The organism is Cytobacillus oceanisediminis 2691 (genome assembly GCF_000294775.2).
Taxonomy (GTDB): Bacteria; Bacillota; Bacilli; order Bacillales; family Cytobacillaceae; genus Cytobacillus; species Cytobacillus pseudoceanisediminis.
This window is the reverse complement of sequence record NZ_CP015506.1, coordinates 3,309,479-3,324,104: the sequence shown is the minus strand read 5'-3', so window position 1 is coordinate 3,324,104 and position 14,626 is coordinate 3,309,479. Positions and strand designations below refer to the sequence as shown.

Genomic DNA, 14,626 nt, shown 5'->3' with positions numbered 1-14,626 from the left:
TTTATTTGCAGTTAGAACAGAGTGATGAAATCTTCTGCCCGTTAAAGCAGGATAAAACAATTGGATAGGAGGGGTTAACTCATGACAGCATTATTGGAAGTTAATCACCTTACAAAGCAATTTGGCAAAGATTCGAAAGCATTAACTGATGTAAGCTTCTCAGTCCAGGAAGGGGAGTTCGTTTCCATTATCGGCCCATCAGGAGCAGGGAAATCAACTCTCCTCCGCTGCATCAACCGCATGATTGATGCGACAGGCGGAGAAATAAGGTTCCAGGATCTCCAGGTAATGGACTTGAAGAAAAAAGAATTAAAGCAGGTCCGCACCAAAATTGGCATGATCTTTCAGCACTATAACTTAGTGAATCGATTATCGGTAATCGAAAACACGCTGCATGGAAAATTGGGAACCAAATCAACACTGGCTGGAGTTCTTGGATATTACAGCAAAGAGGAAAAGCAGCAGGCCGCCCAGATTTTGAATGTGCTTGGACTGAACGAAATGATATATAAGCGTGCAGACCAATTAAGCGGCGGGCAAAAACAGCGAGTTGGCATTGCCCGTGCGCTTATCCAAAATCCGCGGATGCTTTTGTGCGACGAACCCATTGCGTCCCTGGATCCTAATTCGGCAAAAGTGATCATGGATCATTTGAAGAAGGTTTCAACAACAATGGGCATTACCGTTGTTGTCAATCTTCATCAGGTAGATGTAGCAATCAAATATTCAGACAGAATCATCGGCATTAACAAAGGGCAAGTAGTGTATAATGGATCGGCTAAAGGCTTGACTTCAGAAGACATTCAGAGAATATATGGATCGGAAGCAGAAGATTTAATCTTTGACATTGGAGGCATACATGCAGGCTGATATCTTTGCTAAGAAAAAGCGAAACACACTTGCCTTCCTATTACTCCTTGGAGCCGTGACCATCCTTGCCATGATTATTACGGAGTACAATGCTTTAAAGGGCTTTGCTTCAATCCCGAAAGCCATTCAATGGGGAATGGCGAACTTTTATCCAACCGCAAAATCCTTAGAAAAGCTGCCAGTTATTCTGGAAAAGCTGCAGGAAACACTCCTGGTTTCGATTGCGGCTACGACAGCAGCTGCTGTATTTGCCCTATTATTTTCCATTTTCGGTTCGAATACAACAAGAGTAAATCCCTTTTTTGGAGCGATTACAAGAGGAATTGCCACTGTCTTTCGAAACATCGATGTTGCCGCATGGGCGCTGATTTTGCTGTTTTCATTCGGCCAAAGTTCTTTAACTGGCTATTTTGCTTTATTCTTCGGGTCATTTGGCTTTTTAACAAGGGCTTTTACGGAAACGATCGATGAAGTGAGCAGGGGATCAGTAGAGGCGTTAAAAGCGACAGGTGCGGGCTACTTTTCGATCATTTTCCAATCAGTGATCCCATCAAGCATACCGCAATTAATCAGCTGGGTTTTGTTCATGATCGAAACGAATATCCGAAGTGCCACATTAATTGGACTGCTGACAGGATCTGGAATCGGCTTTACATTCAACTTATACTATAAGAGTTTGGCTTATGACACAGCAAGTCTGGTCGTTGTTGTCATCATTGCTGCTATCCTATTGATCGAATATGCATCCAATTATGTAAGGAAGGTGATATTGTAATGGAGGTAAAGGAACAGCTTAGTAATGTAACAGCACCAGCCGATCATCTGCTTGGCAAAAGAATGCCGGCTAAGCCTTTGAACAAAGCGGCCATTGTGACAAGATTAACCCTCTTTATTCTGGCTGCGGTGACAGTCTATGCATTTTACAGCTTTGATTATAAGGAACTGGACTTTATGGATGCGCTTCTTGGCACATTCGCCAATTTAAAAACCATCTTCCTTGAACCGCACTTGAAGCATTTCTCCTTTGGACATGCCCTTTACCAAGTTATGGTCACACTCGGGCTGGCTTTCCTGACAACCTTGTTTGGAGCCATAATTGCAGTACTATTCGGATTGCTGGCCGCTGAGAATCTGTCCTCGAAAAGGGTTTCAATAGTCATTAAAAGCATGGTAGCCTTTATAAGAGCTGTGCCGACCGTCCTGTGGGTGCTGATCTTCGCGGTTGCAGCTGGACTTGGAAGTACAGCTGCAGTTATTGGAATGACCTTCCACTCGATCGGTTATCTAATCAAAGCCTATTCGGAGTCCTTTGAAGAATTGGATAGGGGAGTGATTGAAGCGCTGCAGGCGAGCGGAGCCAATTGGTGGCAAATTGTCTTTCAAGCGGTTATCCCATCTTCCATCACTTATATGATTTCCTGGACATTTCTCCGCTTTGAGATTAACTTTGCAGTAGCTGTTGCCATGGGAGCAGCAGCAGGGGCCGGCGGAATCGGATTTGACATGTTCATGGCAAGCAGCTTTTACCTGGATATGAGGGAAATAGGGGCAATTACTTATTTTATCCTGGCCGTAGCGATTATCCTTGAAGTCTTTGCTGCCAGGATTAAAAGAAAGCTGAAAACAGCTTAATAAGCAAGAATTTGACCAGGTGCTGATATGCCTGGTCTATTAATTTTATAAGAAGAATTTCGAAGGTTATCAAATTTGATGTTTTCAATGGATTTGAGGAAAAGGGACGATTAGCCAGGCAACAAGATTGAAATGAATTGGTCTTATTGGCAAGTTCATTTAACGGGGGCCAAAAATCTGAAGTTAAGCCTGGAATCTGGGACATTGTTCCGATATGCTCATTCAACAGGTGACCCCGACATTGTCAAAAAGAATCAAATATCCATAAGTCAAAGCGGAAGCTGATTTAATGCGTTAAATAGGCTCAGAAAGAGCTTTATTTGCAAGGTTTACATCGTTTTTAAGTAATTTGTTTAAATTGTAAGAAGGATAAAAGCCTCTTTTATACATATACTGGTAAATTTTTGCGTGTAAATCAATTGCTCCCATAAGATGTTTAGTTAATACAAATCTTACTGAAACCGTCGCTGTTTCGGTAATGGCAATTGCATAATTCCTGACAGAAGTTTTGGCCAGGCCTAATAAATCTCCAGAGTAAAATGGCAGTTTATCCACTCTTTCCTCATCAAACCGATCCGATCCTGGAGCCATGGGATAAAACTGAAGAAGCTCGCTGATATTTTTACTTAGCGCATGAATGGACTGTCTGTATATTTCCTTTAATTCCGGGTCAGTTATTTCCCGGTATGCTTTTTTTAGTTTCATAAGTCCAATAGATTGAAAAGCGACTAATTCATGGATTTCCAATGTTTCGTGCCATGCGAGATGCTGCGGGGGACGGTTATAGCTTTGTTCCATTATCAAACCTCCAGTAAAGAATTTATATAACTGTATTCAAAAAAATGAATCTGGGACTTTGTCTATTGAATTTTAAATTTCCGGCTTATAAGTTCGATATTTCTCTGCCTTGTACGAAATTAAAAATAAAAGGGAAGAGATAAGAAGTACACCGTAAAAAATAAAAAAATATAAAATTTTCAGAATTTAATATTGAAATCACGAGAATATCAATCTATAATAAATTTAATTATTTTCATCAGTGGAGAAAATAATATGTAAAACAAACTAAAATACGCTAAAATACATAATTTTTTTGCATATTTATTAACTTGGTGAAATTAATTATCTAAATTGAACTTCCAAGAAAAGCAAAAAAGACAAAATTGTTCGAGGGGGAAAGCAATTTGAGAAGGGTAAACGTGTGGAAAATGCTATTTGTTGTTTTTGTTTCTTTGGTACTAATGGCTGGCTGCTCCAGCAAAGAAAGCGGAACGGATGAGAAAGAAAGCTCTGGAAACTCTTCAAGCTCGAATGAAGAAGAATTAGTGATTGCGGTAAATGAAAACTTTATATCCATGGACCCGCATAATACGGGCGATACGAATTCAAATTCTGTCCAGACGGCCATGTTAGAGGGATTGCTAGGATCGGATGAAGAAGGGCAAATTATTCCGCAGCTGGCTGAGGAATACAGTGTCAGTGACAATGCACTGGAATATTCATTCAAACTCCGGCAGGGTGTTACCTTCCATGATGGAGAGCCGTTCAATGCAGAGGCGGTTAAAACCAGCTTTGAAAGGATTATGAAGGATGAGAGTCTCAGGTTAAATAGCCGCGGTTTCAATCTTATTACCAGCATCGATGTGATTGATGATTATCAAATTAAAGTCACATTAAAGGAACCATATGCAGGTATGCTGACAAGATTTGTTTCCGCTAAAATCTTAAGCCCGAAGCTGATCAATGATTCTTCCGGTGATATCGGCAAAACACCAGTTGGCACCGGTCCATTCAAGTTTGTGGAATGGGTTCAGGGGGATCATCTAACAGTTGAAAGATTCGATGATTATTGGGATAAGGCTGATCGTGTGAAAAAGATTACTTACAAACCTGTTCCAGAAAACGGCTCCCGTGTAGCTATGCTTAAAACAGGCGAAGCACATGTGATCTATCCGGCGCCAGTTCAAAACTTGAAGGAATTGGAGAGCAATTCAGACGTTGAAATTCATAAGATTCCTTCCACGATTGCCCGATATGTATCCATCAATACGATGAAAGAGCCTTATGATGACGTCCGCATTCGCCAGGCCATTAACTATGCAGTGAATAAAGAGGCATTCATAAGTGTCGTAAATTCCGGCTACGGCTTGCCGCTGGATTCGATTATACCTAGCAAAACCCAGTTTTACTCCAAACAGGAAACCTATGATCACAACATTGAGAAAGCAAAAGAATTAATGAAAGAGGCTGGATTTGAAGATGGCTTCAATGCTGAAATTTGGGGTAACACCAATTCAGATACATTGAAGGGAATGCAGTTTATCCAGCAGCAGTTAAAAGAAATTGGCATTACGGTTGAAATTAAATCAATGGAAGAAGGCACGCTGTCAGATGAGATTTATGGAGCTCAGACACCGGAAGAGGCAAAGGTGCAAATGTGGTATGTCAGCTGGTCTGCGTATCCATCCGATACCACCAATGCAACGAAGCCATTGTTCAGCAGCAGCTCATTCCCGCCGGATGGAGCGAATACTGCATACTACAAAAATGATGATGTAGATAAGTGGATTACAGAGGTAAATCAAACAGCAGATCCTGACAAGCAGGCAGAAATCTACAGCAATATTCAATCAGCTATCTACAAAGATGCACCTTGGATCTTCCTTGGGGTAGATGAGATTCTAGCTGGTTCAAGGTCCAATGTCGAGGGCGTCTTCATTTCTCCAACAGGCGGAATTAATGTGACAGACGCGAATCTTAAGTAAAAGCAAGGTAATCAGAAGAGGCAAAGGTTGTGTACCACCTAATGCCTCTTCCTTTCTAAGAAAGGGGTTTTCATTTTGCTTCAATATATCCTGAAGAGAATCCTGGAAATGATCCCAATCCTATTTATTGTTTCAATATTAATCTTTTTCTTCACTCATTTAATTCCTGGAGATCCTGCCAGATTAGTTGCCGGAAAGGATGCAACTCTTGAAGAGGTCAATATCATCAGGGCGGAATTGGGGCTCGATAAACCTATTTGGGATCAATACATTACATACATGAGCAATTTGTTTCAAGGAGATTTGGGGACTTCCTTAAAGACAGGTCTTCCGGTTTCAGAGATGTTTGCAGACCGCTTCATGCCCTCCATCTATTTAACGTTCATGAGTATGGGCTGGGCATTGGTGCTTGGTTTGTTAATAGGCACACTGTCTGCGGTATTCAAAAATAAATGGCCGGATTATCTTGGGATGGTCACAGCCGTTTCTGGAATTTCCATGCCGGGATTCTGGCTTGGGTTGATTCTTATTCAGATTTTTTCTGTCCAGCTTGGCTGGTTTCCAACAGGGGGGGCCGAGAGCTGGAAAGCCTATATATTGCCTTCCCTCACTTTAGGCGCAGGCATCATGTCCATGCTTGCCAGATTTACCCGGTCATCATTGCTTGAAACATTAAGAGCCGATTTTATCCGGACGGGAAGAGCCAAAGGGTTAAAGGAATCAGTAGTCATTCCAAAACATGCATTGAGAAACTCTTTAATTCCTGTAGTCACTATTGCAGGGCTGCAGTTTGGCTTCCTGCTTGGAGGATCAGTTGTAGTAGAAACCGTCTTTAGTTTTCCGGGAATGGGACGATTGCTGATTGATTCCATTGCCTTCAGGGACTATCCAGTCATTCAGGCCGAGCTATTGCTTTTTTCCATTGAATTTATTCTCGTTAATTTAATAGTAGACATCATGTACAGTATGCTGAATCCGAAAATACGCTACGTTTCCTAGAGGAGGGGAATCATGGAAATCATAAAAGAAGTAAATGCCTATACCCCAGTGATTCCAAAGAAAAAATACTCACCTGTTAAAGAATTCTTTAAGAATTGGAAAAAGCAAAAAATGGCATTTGGGGCAAGCATTTTTATCCTGCTGCTAATCATCATTGCCATCATTGGGCCTTATATTGCACCCTATGATCCTTATGAGCCCGATTATAATACGACGCTGCAGGGTCCGAGCAATGAACATTGGGCAGGCACGGATGAATACGGACGCGATATTTTCAGCCGGCTGCTCGTCGGTGCGAGAATTTCGCTTGGTGTCAGTTTTCTGGCTGTTTTTTTGGGGGCGGCTGGAGGAATCATCCTTGGACTAATGAGCGGTTATTTTGGCGGCTGGCTGGATCGTCTTATAATGCGGGGCAGTGATGTCATGTTTGCGTTTCCGGATCTGCTGCTGGCAATCGCCATTGTGGCCATTTTAGGGCCGGGATTAACGAATGTGGTAATTGCAGTATCCGTTTTCAGTATTCCATCTTTTGCAAGACTGGTAAGGGGCTCGACATTGGAGGGGAAAGAGACCGTCTTTGTGGAAGCAGCGAAATCAATGGGAGCCTCGCACCGAAGAATTATGTTCAAGCACATTTTCCCTGAAACTCTTGGAAGCTTAATCGTATTTATTACGATGAGAATTGGCACGGCAATCTTAGCGGCCTCCAGTTTGAGTTTCCTGGGTCTCGGTGCCAGTCCTGAAACACCGGATTGGGGTGCTATGCTCAGCCTTGGCCGTGATTATTTAGGAACAGCTTCCCATGTTGTCATGATGCCGGGATTAGCGATCTTTTTGACAGTGCTTGCTTTCAATCTTGTCGGAGATGGGCTCCGGGATGTCCTGGACCCTAAAACGAAGAATGAGTAAGGGAGATTGAATAATGGAGAAGCTATTGCAGGTTAACGAGCTGGAGACGCAATTTACAAAGGATAAGGAAAAGCTGAAAATTTTGCGGGGTGTCAGTTTTCATATCAATAAAGGAGAGGTACTCGGGCTCGTAGGGGAATCCGGCTGCGGCAAAAGTTTAACCTCCCTGTCAATCATGAAATTATTTAAAGGCACTAGCGGAGAAATATCGGGCGGGAGCATTTCCTTTAAAGGCGAGGATCTTACTCATAAATCAGAGCGGGAAATGAGAAAGATCCGCGGAAAACAAATGGCCATGATCTTTCAGGAGCCGATGACTTCATTAAATCCCGTAATGAAAATAGGGGAACAGCTGCTGGAGCCAATCCGGCTTCATCTTGCTTTAAACGAAAAACAGGCGAAGGAGCATGTGATTTTTATTTTAAAGAAAGTTGGGATTCCCCGGGCAGAAGAAATCGTTTATGAATTTCCCCATCAGCTGTCCGGGGGGATGCGGCAAAGGATTATGATTGCCATGGCCATGTCCTGCAATCCTCAGCTTCTAATAGCAGATGAGCCGACGACTGCACTGGATGTAACCATTCAGGCGCAAATATTGGAATTGATGAAACAGCTGCAGCGAGAGGAAGGCATGTCCGTTCTATTAATTACCCATGATCTGGGTGTAGTGGCGGAAATGTGTGACCGGGTAGCAGTCATGTATGCAGGCCGCGTAGTAGAGGAAGCGAATGTATTCGATTTATTTGAAAGCCCCAAGCATCCTTATACGAAAGGACTGATAGGATCTGTTCCAAAAATCGGGCAGAGGAAGGATAAACTGACATCCATTAAAGGGAATGTGCCTGATCCCAGCAATATGCCAAAGGGCTGCAAATTTGCGCCAAGATGCACTGAGGTCAAGGCCATTTGTTTAGAGGAAGAGCCGAATCCCACTGATTTGGGAAATGGGAGAATGTGCAGCTGCTGGATGATTGAAGAAGGGAGGAAGAATGTATATGCCTGAGACACTGCTGAAAATAAACGGGCTGAGGAAGTCATTCACGCTTCCTGGCGGCATGTTTGCCAAAAAGAGATCATTAAAGGCAGTTCATGATGTGTCGTTCGGTATCGAGCAGGGGACTACATACAGTCTGGTTGGAGAAAGCGGGTGCGGCAAGTCTACAACAGGCCGGCTGATCTCAAGGCTGCTGACTCCAAGCCACGGTGAAATCTGGATTGATGGCGAAGAAATTTCACAAAAGAAAGAATCACAGCTGAAATTGGTAAGAAGAAAGGTGCAGATGATCTTTCAGGACCCTTATGCATCTCTCAATCCAAGAATGAAAGTAAGAGAGATTATTGCCGAACCTCTTGTGATCCATACGAAACTATCAAAAGCCGAACGGAATCACCTGGTGTCAGAAATGCTCGAAGTCGTTGGACTTACAGAACATCATGCAGACCGGTATGCTCATGAATTCAGCGGCGGCCAGCGCCAGCGGATCGGCATAGCCAGGGCGCTGATTATGAAGCCTAAGCTCATTATAGCTGATGAACCCGTGTCCGCTCTTGATGTTTCCATTCAATCTCAAATCCTGAACTTATTAAAGGATTTGCAGACTGAATTTAATCTTACCTATCTATTTATTTCTCATGATCTAAGTGTAGTCGAACATATCAGCGACAGCATCGGGGTCATGTATCTTGGCACCATTGTTGAATCAGGTCCGAAGGATGTCATCTTCTCAAATCCGCAGCATCCTTATACAAAAGCACTGTTATCTTCTGTGCCAGTCCCGGATCCGCGGCTGAGAAGGGAGCGGATTGTCCTGCAGGGAGACTTGCCGAGTCCGGTTAACCCTCCATCCGGTTGCCGCTTTCACACGAGGTGTCCTGCCTGTATGGATATTTGCAGAACAGTGGAACCAGAGGTGAAAAAAGGACTGGCTGATGATCATTTTGTTGCATGTCATTTAATGGATTAGCCAAACGTGCTGATTCAAGGAGATTTATCTTAAGGATTTTACGCACTGCAGGAATTTATCGGTCATTTTCGGAGATATAGTTCAGAATTTAATTTTTTCGATCACATGTTTAAAATATCGGCCACTTGGCGGAATATCTGCATTCCTGCAAATTCACTATAAAAATACTGGAAATAGGAGAGGATTTTCATGAAGGTTGGACTTAGCACGTACAGTTTAGTAAGAGAATTAAGAGATGGCAATATGACGGTTTTGGATGTGATCGACTGGATTGCCGAAAATGGCGGGGAGCACATGGAGATCGTTCCTTATGGCTTCTCGGTTGTGGATAATGCGGAGCTGGCACATCAAATTAAGAAGAGAGCAGAATCAGCAGGAATTGAACTTTCTGCCTATTCCCTGCCGGCTAATTTTGTTCAGCCGACACAGGAAGCATTCGAACAAGAAGTGGAGAGACTGAAGGAGCATGTGGATATCGTTAATCTCATGGGCATTAAGATTATGCGCCATGATGTAACAGCATTTCAGCTGAAGCCGGAAGAAATGACGATTCATTACTTCGAAGAGCATTTTGATAAGCTAGTAGAAGGAAGCCGTCAAATCGCAGATTACGCAGCACAATACGGAATTACGACAACCATTGAAAACCACGGATTCAATGTCCAATCGAGCGACCGGGTACAGCGGGTTATTCATGAGGTGGACCGTCCTAACTTCAAAACAACTCTCGATGTCGGCAACTTCCTTTGCATTGATGAGGATCCGCTCGTTGGGGTAAAAAAGAATCTGAAATACGCGGCAACGGTCCATTTAAAAGATTTCTATATTCGCCCTTATTTTGAAAACCCGGGTGATGGAGTATGGTTCAGAACGGTAAATGAAAACTATTTGCGCGGAGCCATCGTGGGCCACGGAGATTTAAATATACGCGAGATTATCAGATTGATAAAGGGCTCCGGATATGATGGCTATTTAACAGTGGAATTTGAAGGCATGGAAGATTGCAGGACCGGGTCCAAAATTGGCATGGATAATGTAAGAAGATTATGGAATGAAGTGCAAGCAGTGAATGATTCTAAGCCGGTTTTGAAAGGGTGAAGAAAGTGGAGCCTTTAAGAGTCTGTATCATAGGAGCAGGATCCATATCTGATATGCACTTCAAGTCCTTTGCCAGCAATTCTGATGCTGTCCTGTACGGAGTTTTTGATTATTCTGCGGAAAGAGCGGAAGCGAAAGCGCTGGAATATGGAATCAGCCGTGTATATAGGAATATAGAAGAGGTGTATAGTGACCCAAATATCGATGCAGTAAGCATTTGCACCTGGAATAATAGCCATGCGGAAATATCTGTTGGGGCACTACACGCTGGAAAACATGTACTGGTAGAAAAGCCTTTGGCCATGAATGTGGAAGAAGCGTTAAAAGTGGAAGCAGCTGTAAGGAATAGCGGGAAAACCCTGCAGGTAGGCTTCGTCCGAAGGTTTGCTACAAATACAAAAGTGCTGAAAGCTTTTGTTGATAACGGAACTTTAGGCGACATTTACTATGCGAAAGCATCATGCCTGCGCCGTCTCGGAAATCCAGGCGGCTGGTTTGCAGACAAGGATCGGTCTGGGGGAGGCCCTTTAATTGACCTTGGTGTCCATGTCATCGATGTGTGCTGGTATCTTATGGGCCGCCCTAAAGTGAAGTCGATTTCCGGGAATGTGTACAGCAAGCTGGGGAACAGAGGGAATGTCGAGAATTTGCGCTTTTATAAAGCGGCAGATTATCAAAAAGACCGGAATACAGTAGAAGATTTAGCAAATGCCCTTATAACGTTTGAGAACGGTGCCTCTTTATTTGTGGATGTATCCTATACACTTCATGCGAAGCAAGATGAAATTGGAGTCAAATTATATGGCACAAAAGGCGGCGCAGAACTAGAGCCTGAATTGGCCATTGTTAGGGAAGAAAATAACACCATTTTAAATATTCACCCGCAAATGGATCATTTAACATTTGATTTTGCCAATGCCTTTCAGAATCAGATCGATTCCTTTGTTTCAAGCTGCATAACAGGAACAAATCCTTTGGCGCCCGTTGAAGATGGGGTGGAAATGATGAAAATCCTCGCTGGCATTTATGAAGCGGCTGATAAGAAAAGTGAGGTGACATTTGCTTAAAATGGAGACTGTGAAACTTTCAAATAAAATTGGTGTCATGGTGGATAGTCTGCGGCTGCCCTTGTACGAAGGACTTAAAGTCTGCAGGGATATGGGAGCTGATGGTGTACAAATATATGCCGTTGAAGGAGAAATGGCTCCTGAAAATATGGATCAAACTTCCCGAAAAAAACTTAAAAGCTATTTGGATTCCATTGGACTGGAAATATCGGCACTTTGCGGCGACCTTGGAGGGCATGGGTTTCAGGATGCTGAGCAAAATCCAATTAAGATCGAAAAATCCAAACGCATTTTGGATCTCGCTGCAGAATTGGGAACAAATATTGTGACGACGCATATTGGCATTATTCCTGAAGAGCAGGACAGCCCCATATATGAAGCCATGCAGACAGCATGTGAAGAACTGGCTGTTTACGCAAGAAGCATGAATGCCTACTTTGCCATTGAGACAGGTCCTGAACCTTCTGCCAGGCTTAAAGACTTCCTGGATACCCTGAGCACAAATGGAGTGTCAGTTAATTTCGATCCAGCGAATATGGTTATGGTAACCGGAGATGACCCGGCAGCTGGTGTTAGGCTCCTAAAGGATTATATTGTCCATACACATGTGAAGGATGGAAAAAGGCTTAAGCCTGCTGATCCCCGTGATGTCTACGGGTTCCTTGGATATTGCGGCGGTACAGACCATGCGAAAATTGCCGAAATGGTTGCCTCAGGTGAATATTTTAGGGAGCTTCCGCTCGGAAAGGGAAATGTTGACTTCGAGGCTTACTTCAATGCTTTGAACGAAATTAATTATCAAGGGTACTTAACGATTGAAAGAGAAGTGGACCAAAATCCAATCCGTGATATCGCGGAAGCGGTAGGGTTCATTAAAAGCTTTAGGTAAATGGATTCATGCTTTGAACAAAGTGTATAATGAGATAGGGATTTCCAATGAAAGCTTCCAAAATGGAAACGTAAGATTTCTCTTTTGGAAGCTTTAACGAACTTGCACAGAAAAGTGATTTAGTTTTAAAGGATGTTGTTGGTTTTTCCAATGAAGGCGAGAGTCAACACGATTCTTTAAATGCACCTTCAGAGTTGGAAGTCTAAATCTGCAGGCATAAAGAAGGTAGGATAATGGAGAAACACGATCAGCTTTTAATGAAAAGACAAAATAAAAATCTTGTTCTTGATATTTTAAAGACCAAGTCTCCTATATCAAGGATAGATATTGCAAAAATGACGGGGATGAGCCCGACTTCCATAACACGAATTGTCACTGAGCTTCAGCTGCAGGGCTATCTAAGGGAAACGGAGGCAGTTGCATCGGGAGTAGGGAGAAAAGCAACCTTGCTGGAAGTTCGCGGAGATGTGCTTTATACAGTTGGCATTGAAATTGATAAATCCCTGCTGAAGGTTGGAATTGTCAATTATATTGGAGAAATGGTTTCATTACATAAGAGTAAAAGAAATGAATCAGAGAGTTATATGGAAACACTTCATAAAATAGATGCGGTCATTCGAAAGATCATGGATGAAAACGAGATTCCTGCTGCTAAAATAATGGGCCTGGCAGTCGGTTTACCTGGATATATTGATTATAAAAACGGAATTGTAAAGATATCGGATCAGTTAAAGTGGAAAGATGCAAGCCTGGCTGAAGATCTGCAAAAGCTTACCTCTTTTAATGTCATAGTAGATAATGAATTAAAAATGAAGATTGTGGCAGAGAGCTTTACAGGCAAAGCGAAGAATTCGCAGAATTCCATATTAATAGGCATTGGGTCAGGAATAGGCTCTTCTATCATGCTTAATGGAGACATTTACAGAGGGGAAACCAATAATGCAGGGGAAATCGGGCATACCGTGATTGATCCTACTGGCAATGTCTGCAATTGCGGCAAAATAGGCTGTCTTGCAACCTATATTTCTGAAGGGGCGATCCTTGCTGACAGCAGGAAAGTAAAGGATATTTCTTCTATAAAAGATGTGTTCCAATCCTACCGGGACCGGGAGCCCTGGGCACTAAATATTATGGATAGAGCCTCCACTTATATTGCATTGGCCATCAGCAACCTCCTCTGTCTATATAATCCTGAAGTCATTATCTTGAGCGGCAATACGATTGAGAAGCTGCCTGAAATGAAGCAAGCCATTGAGCAAAAATGCGAGTTATATATATGGGAGCCATTGAAGCAATCGGTGAGAATCGTATATTCGGAATTAAGCGAGAACGGAGTTGTTCTTGGGGCGGCCATACAGGCCCAAAATCTCATGCTGGAGCTTGAGTAGATAAGCTAATTTTAAGGAGAGAACTGAATTGAAATACACTGCATTAGTAGAGGAAGTCAGGGGAGGACTGGTTGAGAATATTCATACGGGGATCATTTGCGGTATGAATAATCAATTAGAATCTTTTTATCAGGTTGGTGATGAAGAGCATTACACATACTTTCGCTCTGCTTCTAAGCCAATCCAGGCGCTGCCGGTATTTCTGACTGACATAATTGATAAGTACGGATTAACAGAGCAGGAAGCTGCACTGTTTACAGCTTCCCATCGAGGAGAACCCTACCATATTAAGGCACTGGAATCCATGTTAGCAAAACTCCCTGTAAAGGAAGAAGAACTTTATTGCCCGCCTTCTTATCCTTTAAATATACAGCCAAGAGAAGAGATGATCAGACAAGGGATTCAGAAAAGGAGGCTTTATCACAATTGCGCAGGCAAACATATGGGATTTATTGCAGTATGCCGTGAATGGGGATTTCCAGTGGAGGGATACTGGAAAGAAGACCATCCTTTACAAAAGCACATCATGGATATTCTTTCTCATTTATCGGGCATCCCGGTCTCTGCTATTCATATTGGTATTGATGGCTGCGGGACCCCCGTTTTTGCCATTCCTTTAAAGAGGATGTCAGAAGTATACCTGAAGCTGGCTTGTCCCGATCTGATTCAAGATCCCCAGCTCCAGCTGGCAGTTGTTAAGATGACGGCCATTATGAATAACCAGTTCAATATGGTTGCATCACAGCATTTTATCTGTTCGATTTTATTGGAAGACAAGAATATTGTAGCTAAAGGCGGGGCCCAGGGTGTGTATTGCTTCGGACTAAAAAAAGAACGGGCTGGATTTGCCCTCAAAGTGTTAAATGGATCTGAGGATGTCTGGCCAAACATTGTAGCATCTATTCTTGAACAAATACACTATAGCAATCACGAAACCATAAAAAACCTGAGAAACCTAAGGCCTTCCGTTATTCGAAATGATGCTGGAATGGAAGTGGGATCTATAAAGGAAATATTCCAGTCCGAGAAATTGCCTTTAAATTAA

14 protein-coding genes are annotated in these 14,626 nt (G+C 42.8%); 13 read left to right on the top strand and 1 reads right to left on the bottom strand.

Annotation, left to right across the window (positions count from 1 at the left end; translation table 11 throughout):
• Positions 1 to 81: 81 nt before the first annotated feature.
• From phnC to A361_RS16645, 3 genes are read left to right on the top strand one after another with little or no spacing between them, the layout of a single operon-like run.
• Entirely contained in the window at positions 82 to 870 is a 789-nt protein-coding gene (gene phnC, locus A361_RS16655; protein ID WP_019382320.1) for a phosphonate ABC transporter ATP-binding protein, read from the top strand.
• Positions 860 to 1,645, top strand: coding sequence for a PhnE/PtxC family ABC transporter permease (locus A361_RS16650; RefSeq protein ID WP_019382319.1), 786 nt, complete (start codon positions 860 to 862; stop codon positions 1,643 to 1,645). Before phnC ends, A361_RS16650 begins: the two co-directional genes overlap by 11 nt.
• Positions 1,645 to 2,502 (top strand): PhnE/PtxC family ABC transporter permease, encoded by an 858-nt coding sequence (locus A361_RS16645; RefSeq protein ID WP_009333793.1) that lies wholly within the window; start codon positions 1,645 to 1,647, stop codon positions 2,500 to 2,502. The genes A361_RS16650 and A361_RS16645 overlap by 1 nt, the downstream gene beginning before the upstream one ends.
• A 294-nt stretch (positions 2,503 to 2,796) precedes the next feature.
• Here A361_RS16645 and A361_RS16635 read toward each other — a convergent pair whose 3' ends face one another.
• On the bottom strand, positions 2,797 to 3,300 hold the full coding sequence (locus A361_RS16635; RefSeq protein ID WP_009333794.1) for a spore coat protein: 504 nt from the start codon (positions 3,298 to 3,300) through the stop codon (positions 2,797 to 2,799).
• A gap of 386 nt (positions 3,301 to 3,686) precedes the next feature.
• Here A361_RS16635 and A361_RS16630 point away from each other — a divergent pair, with 386 nt between their 5' ends.
• From A361_RS16630 to A361_RS16585, 10 genes are all read left to right on the top strand, one after another.
• The gene (locus A361_RS16630) at positions 3,687 to 5,267 is read left to right on the top strand and encodes a glutathione ABC transporter substrate-binding protein (protein WP_019382318.1); all 1,581 of its coding nucleotides are present in this window, start codon (positions 3,687 to 3,689) and stop codon (positions 5,265 to 5,267) included.
• 75 nt (positions 5,268 to 5,342) lie between these two features.
• Positions 5,343 to 6,266, top strand: a complete 924-nt coding sequence (gsiC, locus tag A361_RS16625) for a glutathione ABC transporter permease GsiC (RefSeq protein ID WP_019382317.1) — start codon at positions 5,343 to 5,345, stop codon at positions 6,264 to 6,266.
• A gap of 12 nt (positions 6,267 to 6,278) precedes the next feature.
• Positions 6,279 to 7,175 carry an ABC transporter permease gene (locus tag A361_RS16620; RefSeq protein WP_019382316.1) on the top strand — a complete coding sequence of 299 codons (897 nt, stop codon included), beginning with the start codon at positions 6,279 to 6,281 and terminating at the stop codon, positions 7,173 to 7,175.
• Between the two features lie 13 nt (positions 7,176 to 7,188).
• Entirely contained in the window at positions 7,189 to 8,178 is a 990-nt protein-coding gene (locus A361_RS16615; protein ID WP_019382315.1) for an ABC transporter ATP-binding protein, read from the top strand.
• Positions 8,171 to 9,139 (top strand): ABC transporter ATP-binding protein, encoded by a 969-nt coding sequence (locus A361_RS16610; protein WP_026041742.1) that lies wholly within the window; start codon positions 8,171 to 8,173, stop codon positions 9,137 to 9,139. The genes A361_RS16615 and A361_RS16610 overlap by 8 nt, the downstream gene beginning before the upstream one ends.
• Positions 9,140 to 9,328: 189 nt before the next feature.
• Positions 9,329 to 10,237: a sugar phosphate isomerase/epimerase family protein gene (locus tag A361_RS16605; protein WP_019382313.1), complete on the top strand. Its 909-nt coding sequence runs from the start codon at positions 9,329 to 9,331 to the stop codon at positions 10,235 to 10,237.
• A gap of 5 nt (positions 10,238 to 10,242) precedes the next feature.
• Positions 10,243 to 11,304: a Gfo/Idh/MocA family protein gene (locus A361_RS16600; protein ID WP_019382312.1), complete on the top strand. Its 1,062-nt coding sequence runs from the start codon at positions 10,243 to 10,245 to the stop codon at positions 11,302 to 11,304.
• Between the two features lies 1 nt (position 11,305).
• On the top strand, positions 11,306 to 12,193 hold the full coding sequence (locus A361_RS16595) for a sugar phosphate isomerase/epimerase family protein (RefSeq protein WP_026041741.1): 888 nt from the start codon (positions 11,306 to 11,308) through the stop codon (positions 12,191 to 12,193).
• A 233-nt stretch (positions 12,194 to 12,426) separates the two neighbouring features.
• Positions 12,427 to 13,581, top strand: a complete 1,155-nt coding sequence (locus tag A361_RS16590) for an ROK family transcriptional regulator (RefSeq protein WP_019382310.1) — start codon at positions 12,427 to 12,429, stop codon at positions 13,579 to 13,581.
• A gap of 28 nt (positions 13,582 to 13,609) precedes the next feature.
• Entirely contained in the window at positions 13,610 to 14,626 is a 1,017-nt protein-coding gene (locus tag A361_RS16585; protein WP_019382309.1) for an asparaginase, read from the top strand.